The organism is Halosimplex amylolyticum (assembly GCF_051414035.1).
GTDB classification, from domain to species: domain Archaea; phylum Halobacteriota; class Halobacteria; order Halobacteriales; family Haloarculaceae; genus Halosimplex; species Halosimplex amylolyticum.
Genome location: NZ_JBLKNW010000003.1, coordinates 183,559 through 203,745 on the forward strand (window position 1 = coordinate 183,559; position 20,187 = coordinate 203,745).

17 protein-coding genes are annotated in these 20,187 nt (G+C 60.5%); 7 read left to right on the forward strand and 10 right to left on the reverse strand.

The features are described 5' to 3' along the window. Positions 1–60: 60 nt before the first annotated feature. Positions 61–786 (reverse strand): FkbM family methyltransferase, encoded by a 726-nt coding sequence (locus tag ACMGFE_RS16055; RefSeq protein WP_436926238.1) that lies wholly within the window; start codon positions 784–786, stop codon positions 61–63. 500 nt (positions 787–1,286) lie between these two features. On the opposite strand from ACMGFE_RS16055, the gene ACMGFE_RS16060 reads away from it, so the two are divergent. The 3 genes from ACMGFE_RS16060 to ACMGFE_RS16070 are packed head-to-tail and all read left to right on the forward strand — an operon-like array spanning position 1,287 to position 5,570. Then, entirely contained in the window at positions 1,287–3,089 is a 1,803-nt protein-coding gene (locus ACMGFE_RS16060; RefSeq protein WP_436926239.1) for an ABC transporter ATP-binding protein, read from the forward strand. A 4-nt stretch (positions 3,090–3,093) separates the two neighbouring features. Then, positions 3,094–4,038 carry a polysaccharide deacetylase family protein gene (locus tag ACMGFE_RS16065; protein ID WP_436926240.1) on the forward strand — a complete coding sequence of 315 codons (945 nt, stop codon included), beginning with the start codon at positions 3,094–3,096 and terminating at the stop codon, positions 4,036–4,038. Then, positions 4,035–5,570, forward strand: a complete 1,536-nt coding sequence (locus ACMGFE_RS16070; protein ID WP_436926241.1) for an alkaline phosphatase family protein — start codon at positions 4,035–4,037, stop codon at positions 5,568–5,570. The genes ACMGFE_RS16065 and ACMGFE_RS16070 overlap by 4 nt, the downstream gene beginning before the upstream one ends. Before the next feature lie 2 nt (positions 5,571–5,572). Here the strand turns inward: ACMGFE_RS16070 and ACMGFE_RS16075 are convergent, their stop codons facing one another. Both ACMGFE_RS16075 and ACMGFE_RS16080 read right to left on the reverse strand, forming a co-directional pair. Further along, entirely contained in the window at positions 5,573–6,364 is a 792-nt protein-coding gene (locus ACMGFE_RS16075) for an FkbM family methyltransferase (protein WP_436926242.1), read from the reverse strand. Then, the gene (locus ACMGFE_RS16080; RefSeq protein ID WP_436926243.1) at positions 6,352–7,566 is read right to left on the reverse strand and encodes a glycosyltransferase; all 1,215 of its coding nucleotides are present in this window, start codon (positions 7,564–7,566) and stop codon (positions 6,352–6,354) included. Before ACMGFE_RS16080 ends, ACMGFE_RS16075 begins: the two co-directional genes overlap by 13 nt. Before the next feature lie 168 nt (positions 7,567–7,734). On the opposite strand from ACMGFE_RS16080, the gene ACMGFE_RS16085 reads away from it, so the two are divergent. Next, positions 7,735–8,673 (forward strand): NAD-dependent epimerase/dehydratase family protein, encoded by a 939-nt coding sequence (locus tag ACMGFE_RS16085; RefSeq protein ID WP_436926244.1) that lies wholly within the window; start codon positions 7,735–7,737, stop codon positions 8,671–8,673. A gap of 13 nt (positions 8,674–8,686) precedes the next feature. Here ACMGFE_RS16085 and ACMGFE_RS16090 read toward each other — a convergent pair whose 3' ends face one another. The 3 genes from ACMGFE_RS16090 to ACMGFE_RS16100 are packed head-to-tail and all read right to left on the reverse strand — an operon-like array spanning position 8,687 to position 11,780. Further along, positions 8,687–9,670, reverse strand: a complete 984-nt coding sequence (locus ACMGFE_RS16090; protein WP_436926245.1) for an NAD-dependent epimerase/dehydratase family protein — start codon at positions 9,668–9,670, stop codon at positions 8,687–8,689. Then, entirely contained in the window at positions 9,663–10,592 is a 930-nt protein-coding gene (locus ACMGFE_RS16095; protein ID WP_436926246.1) for an NAD-dependent epimerase/dehydratase family protein, read from the reverse strand. Before ACMGFE_RS16095 ends, ACMGFE_RS16090 begins: the two co-directional genes overlap by 8 nt. 3 nt (positions 10,593–10,595) lie before the next feature. Continuing rightward, complete coding sequence (locus tag ACMGFE_RS16100; RefSeq protein WP_436926247.1) at positions 10,596–11,780, reverse strand: NAD-dependent epimerase/dehydratase family protein; 1,185 nt, start codon at positions 11,778–11,780, stop codon at positions 10,596–10,598. A 151-nt stretch (positions 11,781–11,931) separates the two neighbouring features. Here ACMGFE_RS16100 and ACMGFE_RS16105 point away from each other — a divergent pair, with 151 nt between their 5' ends. Together ACMGFE_RS16105 and ACMGFE_RS16110 are read left to right on the forward strand one after the other, a co-directional pair. Then, on the forward strand, positions 11,932–13,332 hold the full coding sequence (locus tag ACMGFE_RS16105; RefSeq protein WP_436926248.1) for a DUF4330 family protein: 1,401 nt from the start codon (positions 11,932–11,934) through the stop codon (positions 13,330–13,332). Continuing rightward, the gene (locus ACMGFE_RS16110) at positions 13,329–13,940 is read left to right on the forward strand and encodes a hypothetical protein (protein WP_436926249.1); all 612 of its coding nucleotides are present in this window, start codon (positions 13,329–13,331) and stop codon (positions 13,938–13,940) included. The genes ACMGFE_RS16105 and ACMGFE_RS16110 overlap by 4 nt, the downstream gene beginning before the upstream one ends. A gap of 66 nt (positions 13,941–14,006) precedes the next feature. Here the strand turns inward: ACMGFE_RS16110 and glmS are convergent, their stop codons facing one another. Together glmS and glmU are read right to left on the reverse strand one after the other, a co-directional pair. Then, complete coding sequence (gene glmS, locus ACMGFE_RS16115) at positions 14,007–15,848, reverse strand: glutamine--fructose-6-phosphate transaminase (isomerizing) (RefSeq protein ID WP_436926250.1); 1,842 nt, start codon at positions 15,846–15,848, stop codon at positions 14,007–14,009. A 40-nt stretch (positions 15,849–15,888) separates the two neighbouring features. Continuing rightward, positions 15,889–17,079: a bifunctional sugar-1-phosphate nucleotidylyltransferase/acetyltransferase gene (glmU, locus tag ACMGFE_RS16120; RefSeq protein ID WP_436926251.1), complete on the reverse strand. Its 1,191-nt coding sequence runs from the start codon at positions 17,077–17,079 to the stop codon at positions 15,889–15,891. A 322-nt stretch (positions 17,080–17,401) separates the two neighbouring features. Between glmU and ACMGFE_RS16125 the strand changes: the two genes are divergently transcribed. Then, complete coding sequence (locus ACMGFE_RS16125) at positions 17,402–17,671, forward strand: hypothetical protein (protein ID WP_436926252.1); 270 nt, start codon at positions 17,402–17,404, stop codon at positions 17,669–17,671. Positions 17,672–17,736: 65 nt separating this feature from the next. Here the strand turns inward: ACMGFE_RS16125 and ACMGFE_RS16130 are convergent, their stop codons facing one another. Continuing rightward, positions 17,737–19,032 (reverse strand): hypothetical protein, encoded by a 1,296-nt coding sequence (locus tag ACMGFE_RS16130; protein WP_436926253.1) that lies wholly within the window; start codon positions 19,030–19,032, stop codon positions 17,737–17,739. Between the two features lie 124 nt (positions 19,033–19,156). Continuing rightward, the gene (locus ACMGFE_RS16135; protein ID WP_436926254.1) at positions 19,157–20,128 is read right to left on the reverse strand and encodes a phosphoribosyltransferase; all 972 of its coding nucleotides are present in this window, start codon (positions 20,126–20,128) and stop codon (positions 19,157–19,159) included. Positions 20,129–20,187 lie beyond the last annotated feature (59 nt).

Genomic DNA, 20,187 nt, shown 5'->3' on the forward strand with positions numbered 1-20,187 from the left:
GCCCACCGAAGGCATCAATACTGAACAACCGACTCGGATACAGCTCGAACAAAAATGTTATCACTCTGAGACCGATTGATTTCGACTCCAATTTTGCCAGATCAGATCGTGTCTCAGGGTCTGAGTGTGTGTCTCAGCCAGTTTTGAGGTTATCTCATCGTATTCCGGCTTGAATTCGGTCGTGTCCCAGTGATAGTGAAACTGCACGGGGATGTCTTGTATACGCTCGATATACCCCGTATCGATCAATCGGTTGAGAATTGCATATTCTTCACCCTCTACGTTCATTTTCATGATTCTGATCTTGTCTACATCGATCTCATCGATTACTTCACAGACATCCCTTACTTTTAATTCCGTGTCGTTGTCCCCAGAATGGGACGATGAGGAAGCGCCATCGATATTGAACGTTTTGATGCGATTCGAGTCAGAGAGACCGTACTGATGCACCTTCACAGTATTGGTATCCGAAAACTTTTGGGAGATTGTCTCGGTAAACTCGGGAACTGGCTCGAATATGTGGACTCGTTCTGGTGAGTGACGCCGGAGCAGCCGTTCGGTGTAATTTCCCTGATACCCTCCGATATCGAACACAATATCGTCGTTGCCTACGTCAAAGTCAAAGAGTACATCGTCGTCAAAGCAAAGCGTCTGTCGTCGTTTCTTTGACCACAGTGCTCGGATATAAATTGTATAGAGTCGCTCGGTAGCCTTCGAAATAGCAGATACGATCCCTTCTCTCCGATATTTATCGACGAACCGTCGCAACAGCGAGTCGAGTGACACAGATTCGATTCGATGCCGATTTATAAGTAATTTTGGTCGTCCTCCGTCAAATTATCAAATTAATGATTGTAAAGCGATGATCGATAGTCGCGACGCCAAGTGATTCGGCGTGCACTGCGGAGCCTTTCCCCCATGATTCGGTCAGGCACAGAAGTCCCCGATGAGGTGTCAAACGATCCATGCGTTCTCGGTCTGAAAAATTGCTAAACGAACGACGTTAGAGGCTTTCGTCCATATCGACGGACATCCAGATGTGCGGAATTTCGGCCAATCATTCGAGACCGACACGAGAGTCGAACGCAGCGAATTCGATTGCCTAGTCGTCCAGGGATAGATGCTATGACAGGACTCTGGAATCGATGGCGTGGTGCAGAGAACTATCGACGGACGGAAGTCGGATCACCACCCGCTGATACCGGTTACACGAACCGAAATGGTTTAGATTGCTATCGAAATAATCTTTAGACTCTATATGCTCTCACAAAACAGAAATCAACGTAATGAGTGACGATTTGATTCCTGATGAAAAGGCAGGCATCCGTGAGCGAGTGGAAGCGCTCGCACTTCTTGCTCGGTTTCGACCGATATTTACAGTCTCGATCATTGTTATTAGCGTTTTCGCGGCTCTATTCGAGGGTATCGGCCTCGGATTCATTCTTCCGATTATCGAAACGGTACGTAACGGGTCAGGCGGCGGCGGCGTAATACTCACCACCTTTAGAAGAGCATACAATTTTCTCGGGGTCCCATTCGAACTCGGATACATCGTGGCTGGCGTGTCGGCAGTCATGGCACTGCGATTTACGATGAGTTTCCTCGTCGCGTGGTTGCGAGCCGCGCTGAGCGCGAGGTACGTCGAGTACCTTCAGACTGAGACCTTCGAATACGCGATGGACGCCTCCGTCCAGTACTTCGACATTAACGGGTCGGACGACATCATCAACGCTATCATCACGCAGGCAAAGTACGCTGGTGAAATCATCCAGTGGGTTGTCCGCCTCATCGAGCAGGGGCTTTTGACGCTGATGTACTTTCTCATCGCACTGTACTTGGCTCCGGTACTGACGATACTGACCGGCGTCGTGCTCAGTGGATTTCTTGTCCTCAGTCGGGTCGTCCTCGAGTCGGGATATGACGTCGGTGACCGTGTCGCGGAGGCGAACGAACAACTGCAGGAGACGGTGCAAGCGGGCGTGCAGGGGATCCGAGACGTAAAACTCTACACACTCGCCGACGAGATGACCAGCGATTTCCGAGCGCGCGCAAATCAACTCGCAACGGCACAGATCCGTCTTCGGCGCAACGAAGCGGCGATCGGGAATTTCTACCAGTTGGTCACTGTCGTGACCGTATTCGTCCTCATCTACGTCGCGCTCGAATTCTTCGAACTTACGTTGAGTGAACTCGGACTGTTCTTGTTCGCGATGTTCCGGTTGGGGCCGCGTGCAAGTACATTGAACAATTTAATATACAAGGTCGAAGGGGGGCTACCGCATCTCGTGTATACGGAGCAGTTCGTCTCTGAGATGCGAAAGTACGGTGAAACAGAAATAGACGATCCGAAACCGGTCCCCTCGCCAATAGAGAGGCTCCAGTTCGACGACGTAACATTCGCGTATGAGGAATCGGAGACGGTTCTCGAGGATATCTCGTTTTCCGTCGATGCTGGAATGTTCGTCGCATTCGTCGGCCCTTCAGGTGCGGGGAAATCAACCGTTGCTTCGCTTCTCTCCCGCATGTACGTCCCGGACAACGGCCAACTGACCATCAATGAGGAACCGATCGGTGATTTCGGCCTCGCCGACTGGCGCGATCACGTGGCAGTCGTCAGACAGGGCCCCCACATCTTCGATGACACGCTCTGGTACAATATCACGATCGCTGACCGGAGTGTCTCCGAAGACGAGGTCAAACGAGTCTGTGATATCGCACAGGTCACGGAGTTCTTAGACGAGCTACCACACGGGTTCGAGACGGAACTGGGCGACAATGGGGTCCGTCTTTCTGGCGGTCAGCGCCAGCGCATCGCCGTCGCCCGAGCACTGCTCAAGGACGCTGACGTATTGGTATTGGACGAGGCGACAAGTGACCTCGACACGACGATCGAAGAGCGGGTTCACTCCGGAATTGAAGCACAAAGCGGCGACACGATCATGATCGTAATCGCTCACCGATTGTCGACGGTGAAGAACGCCGACACTATCTACACGATGGAGGACGGGAAGATCATCGAGTCGGGAGAACACGAGAAGCTCCTCGACCGAGACGATAAGTACAGTGAACTCTATTCCAACCAGCACTGATCCCATGGCTGTTCATCCGTCGCCTGCGAGTGGGTGCCTGGTCATATCGCTCGATACGGAGCTGGCGTGGGGGTACCACGGCTTCGGTGGCGGCGATCACCTCAGTACTGACGGACGACGCGAGCGTCGAAACGTGTCTCGTCTCGTAGAAACGTTCGAGCGGCACGATGCACCCGCGACATGGGCAATCGTCGGCCATCTCATGCTAACAGAGTGCGACGGAGAGCACAAGGACCTCCCAAAACCGTCATACCCGGAAGTCCGCGAGTGGTATCGCAATGACCCAGGGTCCTCCGCCGATGAACAGCCGCTCAGGTATGCGCCCGACATCTTATCGACTATCACGGGGTCGGGGGTTGAACACGAACTCGGACTGCACACATTCTCGCACGTGCTCTGTGACCGAGCAGGCTGTCCACCAGCAGTGCTTCGTGCTGAAATCGAGCGGTGCAGTGAGTTGGCCGAGGAGTTCGGATTCGACCCGGAGACGCTTGTCTTCCCCCGTAACGGCGCAGCTCATATAGAAGTTCTCGCCGACATGGGTATTTCCATCTACCGAGGGAAATCGGCCGATGCCGTACTCAGGCGAGAGCCCTTCGGCCGGTACCGTGAGTATCTGCGATTTCTGCTCCGGACTACACCCCCTGTTGTAGAACCGACGCAGACGCCCGAAGGAGTATGGAATCTCCCGGCCTCGCAGTCACTTATTTACGACCCACTCGACGAGATCAATGAGCTGTTTCCGACACACCCACGCGTGAGACGTGCTGAAAAGGGCATTGCACGGGCCAAGCGCGAAAACAAGATATTTCATATCTGGTCACATCCCCACAATTACGACGAACAGATGTTTCGTGACCTTGAGCGGATTCTCTCATTCGCGGCGTCAGAAGGGGTGCCGGTACTGACCATGGCAGAGGCGGTCAACCGATTCGGGAACCGATCATGAGTGAGCAGCGGACGGTTGTGTTCGGCCTCGACGGTGCCCACTTCGAACTACTCGAACCGTGGATCGAGGCAGGAGACTTGCCGAACGTTGCACAGGCGATGGGAGACGGTGTCACCGGCGACCTAGAGGTGGTTCTCCCACCAGTGACATCACCGAATTGGAAGGCGTACATGACCGGGAAGAACCCCGGAAAACTGGGGATATTCTGGTGGGAAAACATCGATGTCGAGTCTCAGCGCATATATTATCCGGACGATCGAAAAAATCTGCAAACTGATTACTGGGAAATAATTGCTGAAGACACGACCGTGGGTGTGGTGAACACGCCCACGACGTATCCACCAAAATCTATCGACGGCCATGTAGTGTCAGGACCACCAGATGGCCAGGGGTCGGGCTACACGCATCCGACGTCACTCGAACAACGACTGAATGAGAAATTTAGTTATCGAGTGAACTCGGAGAACCGATTACAGGACAACGTCGACAGGGCAGCGGAGGAGATGCTCGAATTGATCGACAACCGATTCGAGGCTGCCCGCTGGCTGTTCGAGGAGCATGACCTCGAGTTCCTACAGGCGACGACGTTCTACATTAACTCTCTCCATCATTTCTTGTGGGACGACGAGTACACCAAAACTGCTTGGCAGACCGTCGACGATCATCTCGGATACTTCCTCAACCGAGACGACACGAACGTCGTCCTCATGAGTGACCACGGCTCGACCGAGATCGAAACGGTATTTCACATAAATACCTGGTTGCAGGATCACGATTATTTGGAGGTCAACACCGCCGTCGCTCGGTCGCTAGGTCGCCTGGGCGTTCATCGAGACACCGTTGCAAGTCTCGCGTCTCGACTGGGGGTGAGACGAGCACTTGCACGCTTTGCCCCACAGCAGATTATCGACTATATTCCGACGAATCAAGGTGCGATAAAGCGGGAGAGTAAAACAAACCATATCGACTGGGCAGAAACGGCCGCACTCGCCAGCGGACAAGGACCAGTATATCTGACCAAGGACCGATCAGATCCAGACTATGAGAGGGTACGAGCGGAACTGATGGAGCAACTCGCGTCTGTGACGGACGACGCTAGCAAGCCCGTCGCAAGGCGTGTCCTTCGAGGTGAAGATGTTTACCATGGAGAATACATCGATGACGCCCCTGACATCGTCGTCGAACAGCGGGAAGGGGTTCATATAACCGGGAGTATCGGCCGGGAAAACGTGTTCACGACACCAGCTGACGAACCGTGGGACGCAGAAAACAAACGTGACGGGCTATTCGTCGCCTGTGGTCCGTCGTTCACCGAGGGGACGATCGAAAATATCTCCATTCTGGACCTCGCTCCGACGCTCCTTCACCTGCACGGCTGTGCCGTGCCTGCGGATATGGATGGCGAGGTACTCGAAGACGTTTTCGACAAGAACGCTGAGCCGCGTCGCCGTGAGCCGAACTATGCCACTCGTGATAAAAAAGCCGCAGAGAAAGAGCGTATCAAACGGATCGCCCGCGAGTCAGTACTGTAGCCTCAGGTCCGTTCGAAGACGGCGACAACTGCGTTGCCGTTGTCTTCCTCGCCAACGATATCGAACCCGGCCGCTTCGAACTGAGATACCATCTCGGATATCGAGTACGCGAGGTCCGGGTGTAGTTCGATGATTACCAACGGACAGCAGGCTGCGACGAGATCCAGTTCAGTCGTTATCAGTTCGATTTCAGCCCCCTCGATGTCGGTAACGAGCACAAAGTCGTCGAGGTCGTGCTGTGCCGCGAGTCCAGCCAGAGAAACAGCGGGCACCGAAGTGCTCCGCGCACTCTCACCGACGTGACCTTCGAGGAAGTTGGTGTCAACAGTGAACGGCACTGTGTCCTCCGTCGGCGCATACGCAGCATGACAGACTTCAAAGGTCCCGCCGTTGAGTTCTCTGTTCCGTTCGAGAGTCTCGATCAATTCTGGGTTCGCCTCGACGGAAATTTGTTCCCCAGTGGTTACGTTGTCGACATAACAGGAGAGGAACCCGATCGACGCGCCTAGCTCGATCACGTCGGCTTCTCTCGACAGATAGGCATCGACGCATCGTCGCTCGGCATCCTCGTACGTACCGAATTTGAATGCGCTCCGTTGGGCCGGTGTGATCTGGTCGTTCGAGAGATCGAGCGTGACACCGTTGTACTCTACGCGATCACCTGTCGCAATGACGTATAGGCCGATTACACGACGTCTGATGAAGTGGGTCGCAAACGTGAACGCGCTCAGCAATAGCGCGAGCGATCCATCTGCCCGGATCTTCTGTTTGGCACGCGCTATCAGTTCGGCCATGTGTTCTCCGGCGTCAGGTCAGGTTTCGGCGTTGGTTCGACGACATCGCAACCGGTCAGCAGATTCACGTACTGCTCGACCACTCTGTCAGGTTCGAATCGGTCCAGATTGGCGGTCGCCGTCGCTGCGCGTTCCGCCCGCTCCTCAGGATTTTCGAGCGCGCGTTGGAGCATCGTTGCACAGGCCGTTTCGTTCAAACTCTCAAATAAGTATCCTGCCTCGCCTTCGATAAGGATCTCTCGAGGTCCCGACGGACAGTCCGATGATACGATAGGCGTCCCCAACGTCTGTGCCTCTAACAGTGAATTGGGAAGTCCCTCCCATTCCGACGTACTCACGAACACGTCCGCACGACGAACCCATGGCCACGGATTATCCTGCCAGCCAGCGAAGTGAATTGTCTCAGAGACACCGAGAGTCCCAGCGAGTTGCTCGAGTGACTCTCGTCTTGGCCCGTCACCGCAGATAATGAGTCGATGCGGAGTATCTTCCTCGCCGAGTTGGATCCGTTTCCAGGCACGGAGCAGAATTTCGAGTCGTTTCTGGCCCGCGAGACGACACGACGCAACGGCGGTTTCGTATTCCGCTGCGAACCACGGATGCTCAACCGGTTTATCGCCCTCTGTTCGAATCCGCTCGAAGTCGACAGGGTAGTACACCGTCTTGACTTTTTCCCGAGGAATATCGTGATTCTCGACAAAATCGTGGGCTGCCTCATGTGCCACGGCGTGAACGTAGTCGGCCCGTTCTGCGTATTCACGTGGGAACTGTGATCTGTAATACGTTCCGAACCAGCCGTCGTGTGGATTGTGTCCGGCGTTCATCGCCGAGACGTGTGCATGTTCGCTCACGACCAACCTGAAGTCGGAGTAGAATCGCTTGACAAAGCACAGCGCCATCGACTGAAACTGGTTCACTGCGAGGACGGCGTCAGGTTCCAGTCGTTTGAGCAGTTTATAGTAGCCAAGAACACGAGATGGCGCTGCCAGCCCAGAGAGTGGACGCTGAATGTCGTCTATCTCGTAGACGTCAATTTCGGGGTCGAGGTCGTCAGAGAACTTCCCATCGTACTGATATGCAGATATAGCCAGGTCTGGGCCATCCTTTGGCCAGTGGTTCGCAAGCGTAATCGCGACGCGCTGAGCGCCCAGACCGGCAAAATTGTTCAGAGCGATTAGAATGTCAGCCGACTCGTGTGACATTACCTTACCGAAAACAGACGACGGTAATGTAGCTTGCGTTCCCCTAAATGAATCAGTCATATCGGAGTGTAAAACCCCATATATTAGTGGAGGGGATTCATATTTTAAATTATGAATGTCTCCAACGATCCAATTATGTATTCAGGCAGGTTGGTAACCCTGTAACGAATGGCCAAATCGATTCTCGTGACTGGAAGCAGTGGGACTGTCGGGACGGAACTTGTCGAGACGCTACTAGCAGATGGACACAATGTAGTAGGTGTCGATCGCGTTTCGAACCGTTGGTCGGACCGAGTGGACGATGTAACACACCTCAGTGACCTCTGTGAGGAAGATGCACTACATGGACTCGACGCCAAGTTCGATTTAGTGGTTCATCTTGGCGCGAACGCGCGGGTCCATCGACTCGTCGAGGAACCACAGAAAGCCCGAGAAAACTTCAATACGACATTCAATACGCTGGAATTTGCCAGACGTACCGAGACAGACTTTATTTTCGCGAGTAGTCGCGAGGTATATGGCGACGGAGGGAAGCTGATCTACGCCGAAGACGACACGTATGTGGACGAATGTGAGAGTCCCTATACCGCGAGTAAGGTTGGTGGAGAAGCGCTTGTCAAATCGTATCAGAATTGTTATGGTATAGATGCGAGTATCCTACGGTTCTCGAACGTATACGGCAAGTACGATGCCTCGAACCGCGTCGTTCCGCTGTTCATCGCCACTGCCAACAGTAACGATCCATTGACCGTGTTCGGTAGCGACAAGATCCTTGATTTCACGTACATCAACGACTGCGTCTCAGGTATAATGCGATCAATCGAGCGATTTCACAAGGCAAAAGGAACGACCTTCAACATTGCTTCCGGCGAAGGGGCTTCGATTCTTGAACTCGCGGAAAAAATCGTTGAATTGACCGATAGTGACTCGGAGATCTTGATCGAAAACAACCGAACCGGCGAGGTGAGTAGATACATTGCAGATATTCAAAAGGCTGAAAAAGTTCTTGGATTTTCACCTTCCTACTCCCTTTCTGACGGGCTCGGCAAAACTATCGATTGGTATCAAAGTCACGACGACCTGTATACGGAAATACAGTCTCGCTGACATACCTCCATATTCAATTAAATAGTCGGTGTATACTTTCCTTAATGGAGCAATTTGCCTGCCAATCCAATTCGTTTTGCGCTTCGCTCGTATCCACCGCGAACTCACTGACGAGCGTCTCGTCGCGCGGGTTCTCCAGCAGTTCGATGTCTGGCTCGAAGTCGATCTCCTCGGCGGCGATGTCGCGGACCATCTCGGCGACCGTCGTGATGCCGGGGTCCTCGTCGCTGGCGATCTCGTACTTCTCGACGCCGGTCTCACCGACGTCCAACTGCTCGACCAATCGCTCGGCGCTCCGGACGTACGCGCGGGCCACGTCCTTGACGTGAACGTAGTTGCGTGCCTGGTCGCCCGGTTCGTAGACGGTCAGGTTCTCGCCGGCGAGCGCGCGGCCGACGAAGAAGTTGATTACTGTCCCTTTCGACACTGTCTGACCGCCGATCTCGTGTTCCCCATACAGATTCGACTTGAGGAACAGGTGGGCGGGGAACGCGCCGTCGGCGAAGTTCTCGATGGCGCGTTCGTTGATCAGTTTCGTCCGCCCGTACCAGTTCATCGGGTCGCGCGGGTGATCCACGGTGATGGGGAACTCGACCGGGTCCCCCAATACCGCCATCGAAAACGGGAAGACGAGCGCCGCACCGGTCTTCCGGCAGAACCAGGCGACGTTGTTCGTCCCCTGCACGTTCACCTCGTAGGTGAGGTCCTGATTCTCTTCGCAGTCGTCGACGCCGGAGATCGCCGCGAGGTGCATGACGATGTCCGCGCCCGAAAGCGCATCTTCCAGCCGATCCCGGTTGCGGACGTCGACGTGTTCGACGGTCACGTCGCCGATCTCGCGGACGTCACCGAGGTAGAAGTTGTCGAGTGCGGTGATCTCCCAGTCGGGATAGGCCCGCTGTAGTTCGTGGACGACGCGACTACCGATGAATCCCGCCGCGCCGGTGACTGCAACGGTGGGCGAATCGGGGTCGAAGTCGGTGGAGGTGTCAGTCATTGGTGAATTTCCGTGCGAGGTCGCGAACGCCCTCGCGGAGCGTGTGTTCGGCCTCGAAGCCAGTCTCCGAGAGGCGGTCGAAGTTGACGTGGTACGACGGGCCGGGGTGTTCGTCTTCGAGGTAGGTGATATCGACGGGACCGACCTCGTCGCGGACGATCTCGGCGATCTCCTCGATGCGATAGTTGCCGTCGTTCGAGCCGACGTTGTAGACCAGGCGATCCCAGCTGTCGGGCTCGCAGACGGCACGCTTGTACGCGCGGGCGGCGTCGTCGACGTGGACGAACGGGCGCCAGTTCGATCCGTCGCCGTAGACCGTCAGCGGGCGACCCGTGACGGCGCGGAAGACGAAATGGTTGACGACGAGGTTGAACCGGACCGCGGGCGAGTAGCCGAAGTTCGTGGCCATCCGCAGGGCCGTCCCGGTCATGTCGTACTCCTCGCAGTAGTCGGCGAGCATGCCCTCGGACTGGTACTTCGTCTCGGCGTAGGGGTTGATCGGGTCGGGGTCGGTCGATTCGTCGATGTCCGTGCTCGTCGCCCGGCCGTAGATGTTACACGAGGAGGCGAAGACGACGTGGTCGACGCCGAGTTTTCCGGCCGCGGTCAGGACGTTCTCGGTGCCGTCGTAGTTGACGGCGAAGGTCTCGTCGCGGCGGTCGTGCGTGCTCGCGGCACCCGTGATCGCGGCGAGGTGTACCACTCGATCGACCTCGCGCATCGCGCTCTCGACGTCGCCGTACTCGCGGACGTCGCCGCGGCGGAAGTCCAGCGCGTCGTCGAAACACCCGAACAGCGCGCGCGGCGACCCGGAGACGAGGCTGTCGAGGACGACGACGCGGTCGACGTCGTCGTCGGCCTGCAACTGCGGGACGAGGTGGCTGCCGATGTAGCCACACCCGCCGGTGACGAGGACGTCCACGGCTTACTCCTCGGCGTTCCAATCGTCGAGCACGCCGGGGAGGAAGCGGTCCTCGTGGGCTTCGATGGTGTCGGCGTACCGGGTCAGCGTCTCGAAGATGTCGGCGACGCCCTCCTCGAAGTCCTGGGCCTGCTCGCCGATGAGGGCGGCGTAGTTGTCGTCCTCGATCTCCATCTTGTGGGTCTCGTCCTCGTCGCGCGGGTTCTCGAAGTGCTCGACCGCCACGTCGAGGTCGAACTCGTCGCCCACGTCGGCGATGGTCTCGGCGATCTCGACGATGGAGATGGCGCGCGTGACCTGGTTGTAGACGGTGAGGTTGTCCGGGCGCTCCTCGTGGTCCTGCAGGGCGAGGTTCGCGAGGCCCTCGACGGCGTCCTCCAGCGAGATGAACGGCTTGCGCTGTTCGCCCTTGCCGTAGACGGTGACGGGATAGCCCGCGACAGCCTGGGCGGCGAAGCGATGCGCCACGGTTCCGAAGTAGTAGTCGAAGTCGAAGCGCGTCTTCAGGCGGTCGTCCTCGCGAGTCTCAGCGGTCTCGGTGCCGTACGTGATGGCCGTGCGCACGTCCGAGATCGGGATATCGAACTGCGAGTGAGCCAGGCGCATGTTCGCGGCGTCGTGGCTCTTGGTGAGGTGGTACCAGCTGCCCGCCATCGCCGGGAACGGCACGTCGTCGCGGTCGCCCTGGTTCTCCATGACCGCACCGCCTTCGGGGATGGGGAACTCGGGCGCGCCGTAGACACCGGTGGTGGTGGTCTCGATGAAGTGCGTGTCGTTCAGATCGTGCTCGTCGAGGCCCCAGAGCAGGTTGCGCGTCGCCTGCATGTTGTTGTGCTGGGTGTAGTTCGCCCGTTCGCCGTTGATCTGGGAGTACGGCGCGGAGGGCTGGGCGGCCGCGTGGACTACCACCTCGGGCTCGTGCACAGCCAAGAGTTCGTTGACGAACGACTTCTCGACGAGGTCGCCCTCCACGAACGAGAGGTTGCCGAGGCCGAACACGTCCTCGGCGGCCTCGATACGCTGGTCGATGCCCGCGACGGGCGTCGCGCTCTTCGAGCCGACCTCTTCGACCCACTCGCGGCGAGCGAAGTTGTCGACGAGCAGCACGCGGTCGTCCGTTCGGTTCGCGATGCGCAGCGCGGTCGGCCAGCCGATGTACCCATCGGCGCCGGTGACAAGGATCGTCATGAGTTACTCAGATAGTGAGTAACTACGCTCGCTTAAATATCTTGTCGTCTGCCGGCACGGAAGCAGGGTCGCCGTTCGAGCGGGGACGCAAGTACGGGCGAGGACCCAAACGAAACCACTTTACCCGCACTGGCGCTGTCCTGAATCAGCAATGGCGATCATCGACGAGGACGGTCGGATATTCGGGACGATCAACGTCGTCGATGCGCTGGCCGTCCTTCTGGTCCTCGCGGTCGCAGCTGCCGGAATCGCGCTGGTCACTGGAAGCGATCCCGGCGAGGAGGAGACGCGCCACGTTACACTCGACCTCGGGTCACAGCCAGAGTACGTGCTCGAACAGTTAGACACCGGAGACACGGCGAGTCTCGAGAACGAACCGGGGAACATGACGATCACCGACGCGCACTTCACCCCCGGGGAGTCTAACCCACAAGCGCTCGTCCGGGTCGAGGTCACCGGGACCGAGACCGAGGACTCGTTCACATACGGCGGTCGGACGTTGCGACTCGGCCGCACTCTTCAATTCGAGACCGACGAATACGTCGTCAATGGAACGATCCAAAGCGTCGGGAACCAGACAGACCTCCCGACCCAGGAGCGGACAGTCATCCTCCGCGGCACGGTTCCAAACGACGTCGCCCGTGACGCCGAAGCAGGCATCGAGACGCGGATCGCGAACCAGACGGTCGCTTCGGTCACCGATGTCGCTGTATACGATACTAACCGGTCCGGGAGACGAGCCCTCTTCCTCGCCGTCGACCTTCGGACGTACGGCACTGGCGACTCGGCCGAGTTCGCCGGCACCCGCGTCGAGGTCGGGCAGAACCTCGTCCTCCCCGTCGCCGGGTACCAGTTCACCGGCGAGATAGAACGGACTGCCGGGAACCTCACTCGGTCGAGCGAGAAGGTGCTCGTCACCAACGTCGTCGACAAGAGCGTCGCACGTCAGATCGAGGAGGGCGACGCGTACCGCGTGGCCGGCGAGTCGATAGCCATCGTCGAGAGCGTCACCGCCTACGGGACAGACGACCCCGATCGTAATCGGATATTCGTCGGGCTCTCAGTCCGGGCGCTCACGCTCGACGACCGACCGCAGTTCGGCGCGAACCGAACGCTTCGAGAGGACACCTGGATCCCGTTCCGGACGGACGGCTACGAGTTCGGCGGCCGGATCGTCCGTACCGGAACCGCGACGCAGCCCGGGGAGACGGCCGAGCGGACAGTCGAACTCGAACTGCGGAACGTCACCCCTGAGCGGGCCAACAGTCTCTCGGCAGGCATGACCGAGACGGCCGCCGGACGAACCGTCGCACGAGTGACCGACGTCAGCGTGGACCCTGCGGTCGTCGTCCTGAAAAGCGAGAGCGGCGACATCTATGAGCGCGAACACCCCGTCAATAAAGACGTCACGCTGACCGCTCAGTTGCAGGTCCGCGAACTCGACAACGGCATCCGCTTCAAAGGACAGACGATGCAGGAAGGAAACAACCTCGTCCTCAACCTCGGAACAACGACCATCGAGGCCGAGGTGGTGGATCTCGACACCGAATGAGCGTCCAGAACTCCCGCATTGCGCAGGGACTCACGACGGCAGGGCAGCGATTCCGCGCCGCCCTCGACGCCGCAACGACCACTCGGCAGGTCCGGACCACCGTCGACCGTCTGCGAGCAGTCGCTGCGAGCAGCCGACTCGCTGCCGGCGTCGCGTGGAGCGCACGCGCCGTCCGCGCGTCCTGGCTTTATAACTGGTTCACGGCCAAACCGGACCCAGACGTCGTCGTTATCGACCTGCGGGAGACGCACGTCGTCGGGCCAGTCATCCGAATACTCGACTCCACGTTCGATGGCCTCTCACATGGCTGGGCACGAGCCCGGTCGGGCCAGTTACTCGAAGGGCTCCACCAGGTACTCCTCGACCGCCCGATCCAGATAGTCAGTGGAGCCGCACTCGCCGCAGTCGTCGCCAGTCTCACGGTGGTCGTCGCAATCGGATCGACGACTGAACAGACCGTCGGCTTCATCCTCCTCGCGGCGGCTGCAGCGCTGGCAGGGACGCGAGTACGGGTGTCGTGGGACGAGGTGACCGACTCGCGTACGTACGAACTGCTCGTGGCGCTGTTCGAACCACCGGAGCCACCGGAACCGCCCCAAGACCGGTAGTCGACCGCTCAAGTCCGATGTCAAGAGGAGAAACGAACCGACAGAATTCACTCCGCGCAGCGCCGCCTACTCCACAGTCACGCTCTTCGCGAGGTTCCGCGGCTTGTCGATCGACCGCCCCAATTTATCAGCGACGTAGTACGACACGAGCTGCAACTGCACGTTCGCGAGCACGGCCGCGGCCTGCGGGTGCGTCTCGGGGACCTCGAGCACCTCGTCCGCGTAGCGTTCGACGTCCGACTGGCCGTCGGTCACCGCGACGACGGGCGCGTCGCGTGCCTCGACCTCCTTGACGTTCCCGATGGTCTTGCGCGCCATCTCGCCGTCGCCGGTGACGACGGCGAAGACGGGCGTGTCCTGCGTCACGAGCGCGAGCGGACCGTGCTTTAGCTCACCAGCGGCGAACCCCTCGGCGTGCTTGTAGGTGATCTCCTTCATCTTCAGGGCGCCTTCGAGCGCGACGGGGTACTGGTGACCCCGACCGATGAAGAAGTACGCGCCGCTGTCGACGTACGTCTCGGCGACCGACTCGGCGTTCGAGTCGTCGAGGATCGCCTGGATGTTGCTGGGGAGGTCCCGGAGCGCGCCGATGACCTCGCGGGCGCCGTCGGTGCGGGTCGTCCCGAGCGAGAAGAGGTTCAGCGCGGCCAGTTGCGAGGCGAAGGTCTTCGACGCGGCGACGCCGATCTCGGGGCCGGCGCGGATGTACAGCGCGTGGTCGCACTCGCGAGCGGCGGTCGAGCCGACGGTGTTGGTCACGGCGAGCGTCCGGGCGCCGCGCTTGCGCGCCTCCCGGAGCGCCGAGAGCGTGTCGGCGGTCTCGCCGCTCTGGGTGACGCCGACGACGAGCGCGTCGCCGATGGGCGGCGGCGCCGTGGCGTACTCGCTGGCGAGGAACGTCTGGGCGGGGATGCCAGCGTCGCGCAGCAGTTGCGCGCCGTACAGCGCCGCGTGATAGCTCGTCCCGCAGGCGACGAACTGGACGCCCGTCGGCGACAGGTCCCCTAGATCGCTGATGTCGACCTCGCCGGACAGTTCGTCGACGCGGCCGCGGAGACACTGCCGGATGGCGCGCGGCTGCTCGTGGATCTCCTTGAGCATGAAGTGGTCGTAGCCGCTCTTGCCGGTCTCCTCGGGGTCCCAGTCGACAGTGTCGACGTCCTTGTCGACTTCGTTGCCATCCACGTCAGAGACGCGCCAGCCGTCCGCGCTGAGCGTCGCGAACTCGCCGTCAGCGAGGTAGACCACCCGGTCGGTGAAATCGCGGAACGCCGGGACGTCGCTGGCGAGGTAGTAGGCGGGGTCTCGCGGCTGGCCGCTCGACTCGTCCGACTCGCTCCGCGCCTCGGGTTCGTCGTCGATGCCGAGCACCAGCGGCGAGTCGTTGCGCGCCGCGTAGATGGTGTCGTCGCCCGAGAGGACGACGGCGACGGCGTAGCTCCCCTCTAGCCGTGCGATGGCTCGGCGGACGGCGGCCTCGTTGTCCAGCCCGTCGGCGAGCGCGTCTTCGACGAGGTGCGGGACGACCTCGGTGTCGGTGTCGCTCTCGAACGAGTGGCCCGCGGCGACGAGTTCGTCGCGCAGTTCCTGGTAGTTCTCGATGATGCCGTTGTGGACGACCGCGACGTCGCCGGTGCAGTCGAGGTGCGGGTGGGCGTTCTCGTCGGTCGGCGGTCCGTGGGTGCTCCAGCGGGTGTGACCGATCCCGGCCGCGCCGCCGATCGTCCTGGATTCGAGGGCCTCGCGGAGGTCCTCGATCTTCCCGGACTTCTTGCAGACGTCGACGCGGTCGCCCGAGAGGGCGACGCCCGCCGAGTCGTAGCCGCGATACTCCAGTTTCGAGAGGCCGTGGACGAGCACGTCGAGCGTCTCGTCCTCACGGCCGACACAGCCGATGATTCCACACATTACGGTTGCACCTCCCTGATTCCGTCCGTTCGCGGTCCGCTCATCGCACCACCTCCGCGCCCTCGACGACGGTGCCGCTGGCGCGGACGCTCGTCCCGATGTGGGCGAGCGGGCCGACCAGCGTGCCCGGGGCGAAGCTCGCGTCGCCCTCGGCGGTCACGCGGTCGGCGATGACGGCGCCCAGGCGCTGGTCCTCGAACACCGTCCTGTCGACGCGCACGTCGGCCGGACCGCCGGGGACGGTCGTCCCCGCGCCGAGCGTCACGTCCTGGCCGGTCACGGCGTCGATGAGCGTCGATCCTGACTCGACGCGGGTGTCGGTGTCCAGCACCGAGTTGTGGACCGTGGCGTTCGAGCCGACGGTGACGTTCTGCCCGAGCGCCGTGTTCGGCCCGATGACGGTCCCCGGGCCGACCTCACAATCCGGGCCGACGACGACGGGACCCTCGAGGATCGCCGCGTCGTGGACGTTCGCGGCCGGGTCGACCCAGACGCCGTCGCCACGGGCGGGCTCGTCGACGTGCCCGCGCGCGAGCACCTCGTCGGCCACTGTCAGCAGGTCCCAGGGGTAGGTCGCGTCGACCCACATCCCCTCGGTGCGCACGCCGCGGACCCGGCCGTCGTCCATCAGTCGCCCGATGGTGTCCGTCAGGGCGAGTTCGCCGTCCGAGCGGTCGGTCTCGTCGATGGCCTCGAACACCGACCGTTCGAACGCGTACACGCCGGCGTTGATGAGCCGGTACTCGTCGGTGTCCGGTTTCTCGACGAGCTGGGACACGTCGCCGTCGCGGAGGACGACCGCGCCGTACTGGCTCGTCTCCGGCCGTTCGAGGACGGCCATCGCCGGCTCGCCGCTGCGCTCGAACTCCCGGGCTACGTCGCGGACGATGTTGGCGTCGATGACGCGGTCGCCGTTGACGACGAGCGTCGGGCCGTCGACGGCCTCGCGGGCCTGCTGGAGGGCGTGCCCGCTGCCGAGTTGCTTGTGCTGGGTGACGTACGTCAGGTCGACGCCCTTGTACGTCGGGCCGAAGTGGTCGCGCACGCGGTCGCGCTTGTACCCCACGACGACGACGATCTGCCGGACGTCGGCCGCGACCAGCGCGTCGAAGACGTACTCCAGGATCGGCCGGTTCGCCGCCGGCAACATCGGCTTGGGCCGATTGCGCGTCAGCGGACGCAGGCGCGTGCCTTCGCCGGCCGCGAGGACCACCGCGGTGTCGATGCTCATACGTATCTGTGGTCTGGGTTCATTTTTAAGTTTCTGGATGGATCGAAATCTTCGGACGACTGTCCATCCCGGTCACGTCGACTGCTGTAGTCGGGCCTCGGGGGCGAACGGGGTCTCACTGGTTCTCATGCACACGATCACCGCCCCCGATAATAGGAAAACGCCGACTACCCGTCCCGGAGGTCGACCCCGAGCGTAGGTTCCGTCTCCGGGAGACAGGCCCGGTCAGCCGCAGGAGCTGGGACGGTATTAGCGGAATACCCGGACGTAGCGGCCGATAATTTGCTGAATAACTATTGTGTGATTACGTCTCCGTGTACACATGTCGAGAGAGGCCAACGACCGAGAACTCCGAACGGTGGACGAGACGCTGGTCGGCCGCGTTGTCGACGACGACGACGTTGAACAGGCCGAGTACCGGTGCAGAGTCTCGTTCGTCCCGTCGCCTGGGCAGGTACGGGCTTCGCGGTCGAGGGCCGACGTTGAGTGTCGCGACTGCGAGTCGGCGACCGTTTCGGACGTGTACAAGGGCGACGAAGTGGTGCGCTGCGCGAGTTGCGAATCGATACTCGCCCGTAACCTCGACCGCTGAGTGGGTTCACGGACCCGCCGACGCGTTCGTCTGTCTCCTGTCACCCCTCCGTCTACGTTCTGCCCTCACTCCGCGTTCAGGCGGTCGTAGACGGGATAGAGCGAGTTGTAGACGGGGTAGGGGACGTTCCGTGCTGCGGCGCGAATCAGTTTGTGGTGGACCGGCGTGGAAGCCGACTTTGCGATCTCCTCGATATCGACGGTCGCCAGCCACTCGAAGAACTCGGTCGCGCCGTCGATCGGGAAGTCGCGGTCGACCCGGACGTGGTCCTGGATGTCCTGCCAGTGGAACACCGTGTGGTCGTCCATCACGAACGCTCGTCGTTCGAGCGCTTCGCGAGTCGCTTCGAACGTCCGCTCGTCCATCTCGTACCCGAACCGGTTGGGGTCGATCCCCGCGAGGACCATCCCGACCATCGTCCGGTAGCACTTCTCGCACTCGTTGCAGTTGCCCCCGTTCCCGTCGTGGATGCAGGTCCGTATCGGGAACTTTCGCCCGGTCGAATCTACGTACTCGGCGACGAGTTCGACCTTCTCCTGTCTGCTCAGTTCGTAGCCGTCGTGGTCGCCCCGGGTGTACGACCAGCGGACGTTGTCGTCGATGTCGGGGTGCGAACCCCAGGGCTGGCCGAACGCCTCGGTGTGACTCGACGCGATGTAGACGGTGTCGAATCCGAGCGCGTCCGACAGCGGCGCACACAGCGAGAGCAGTCCGAGCCCGTGGCCGACCGAGCTGTACCACGCGCCGTCGACGAATCGCTTGTAGTGTGCCTGCAACATGGGCGTGTCCAGGCACGACAGCATGTTCGATCGGACGTTCTGGACGTCGAGGTCGTGGTCGGCGGCGAACGTGTTGACGTGCCGTTTGACCGTGTCCCAGCGGTCGTCCTCGTCGACGCTGACCACCCAGCCCTGGACGCTGATCAACGTGGGCCGTTCGTCGCGATGGCGGACGTAACTGGCGACGGAGTCGACGCCGCCGCTGAACAACATGCCGCAGTCGTCGAAGTCGGCCGGTGACCGGTCCGATCGCGTGTCGACGACCTCCGAGGCATGGATCTCGCCGCCGTCCATGAACGTCGGGTACATCTGACTCAGCACCGAACGCACGTGCTCGAGGGAGTCGAGATACGTCGAGTCGACGACGGGCACGTCCACGTCGACGCCGTTGGCCCACGCGACCGGGCAGACGTGCGCGAGAACGGGGATCGTCGCGATCGCCCGCGGGACCGACGAGACGTCGACGTCGTACTCCACACGGAAGGGCTCTCCCGTGAAGAACCGACGGAGTTCGCGAGGGGGCGTCACCTCGCACTCGATCGCCGAGCCGTCGATCGCGGGTTCGTGGACGACTAAACTCATGGTCGATCGTGACTCGGGCGTCGGTGCGTGGCGAACGGTCGGACTCTGCCGGTGGGTATCGAGGCGTTCATGTGGGAGTTACTGCTGGCACCTCTGGTCGATAGTCATATGGTTATACGCGGTCTTATCGCCGCATTCGGCTCTTCACCCGGCTGAGCAGGTACTCGCCCGTGTCCATCGAGAACCCGACCGGATTCTCCCGGAACAGCGAGAGGTAGTCGTTGCTCTTGCGGTACGCCTCGCCGATCCTCCCCGGCTGGACCATCTCGTTGGTCTCGTAGCAGTACACCGGCCTGTTCGTCAGGTCGCAGATCTCGGCGGCCAGGTGCGGTCTGCTCTCGATGAACAGTTTCGCCCCCGTCTCTTCGTAGACGTTCGCCTTGTACTCGGCGTAGTCCCCGGCTTCCTGTCGGGCCTCCATGCTCGGGTGGTCCATCATCACGAGGTTGTCGTACTCGATGTCGTGCCTGCCGAGCCACGCCTCCGTCTCCTCGCGGTACTTCTCCAGTCGGCACGTGACGAGCCAGCCGATGCGCCGGTTCGGCAGGATCTTCGGGTCGACCTCGGAGATGAACTCACGGTAGTTCTCCCCGTCGTCGTTCTCCTCCTCGTGCGGGTCGCGACAGAGCACGCCGTCGATGTCGACGCAGAAGTTCATCAGGTCGTAGTGGTGCAAGACGTTCCACTCGAAGGCCCGCGGAGTCTGGACCACCTCGCCCCAGTAGTCCACGTAATCGTGCGTGTCGCGGGTGATGTACGCGGCGGCGTACTCGAGGTCGAAGGAGAAGTCCTTCTCGCGGAGTCGCCCCTGCGTCTCGGTCATCTGGGTCCCCGAGTACACGGAGTCGTCGAACACGAGCGCGGTGTCGATCTCCTCCGGCGACATCGACTCCTCGTACCGGTTGCCAGTGTCGAACAGTTGGCCACGGCAGAGCCCGTCGACGTCGGTCATCGGGACATCCATGTACAGACAGAGCAGGTTGGCTGCCAGCAGGCCGCTCCGCGGGATCGCCACGACCAGGTCGATGTCCGCCGGGAGATCGTGCGCCATCTGGCGCGTCGTCTCCTGGAGATCTGAAACGTCCCTGTAGTTCATTGCCGTGCTATCTAACGGCCTGAATCGCCCATAACTATACAGTTTGTAACGGCGGTAAG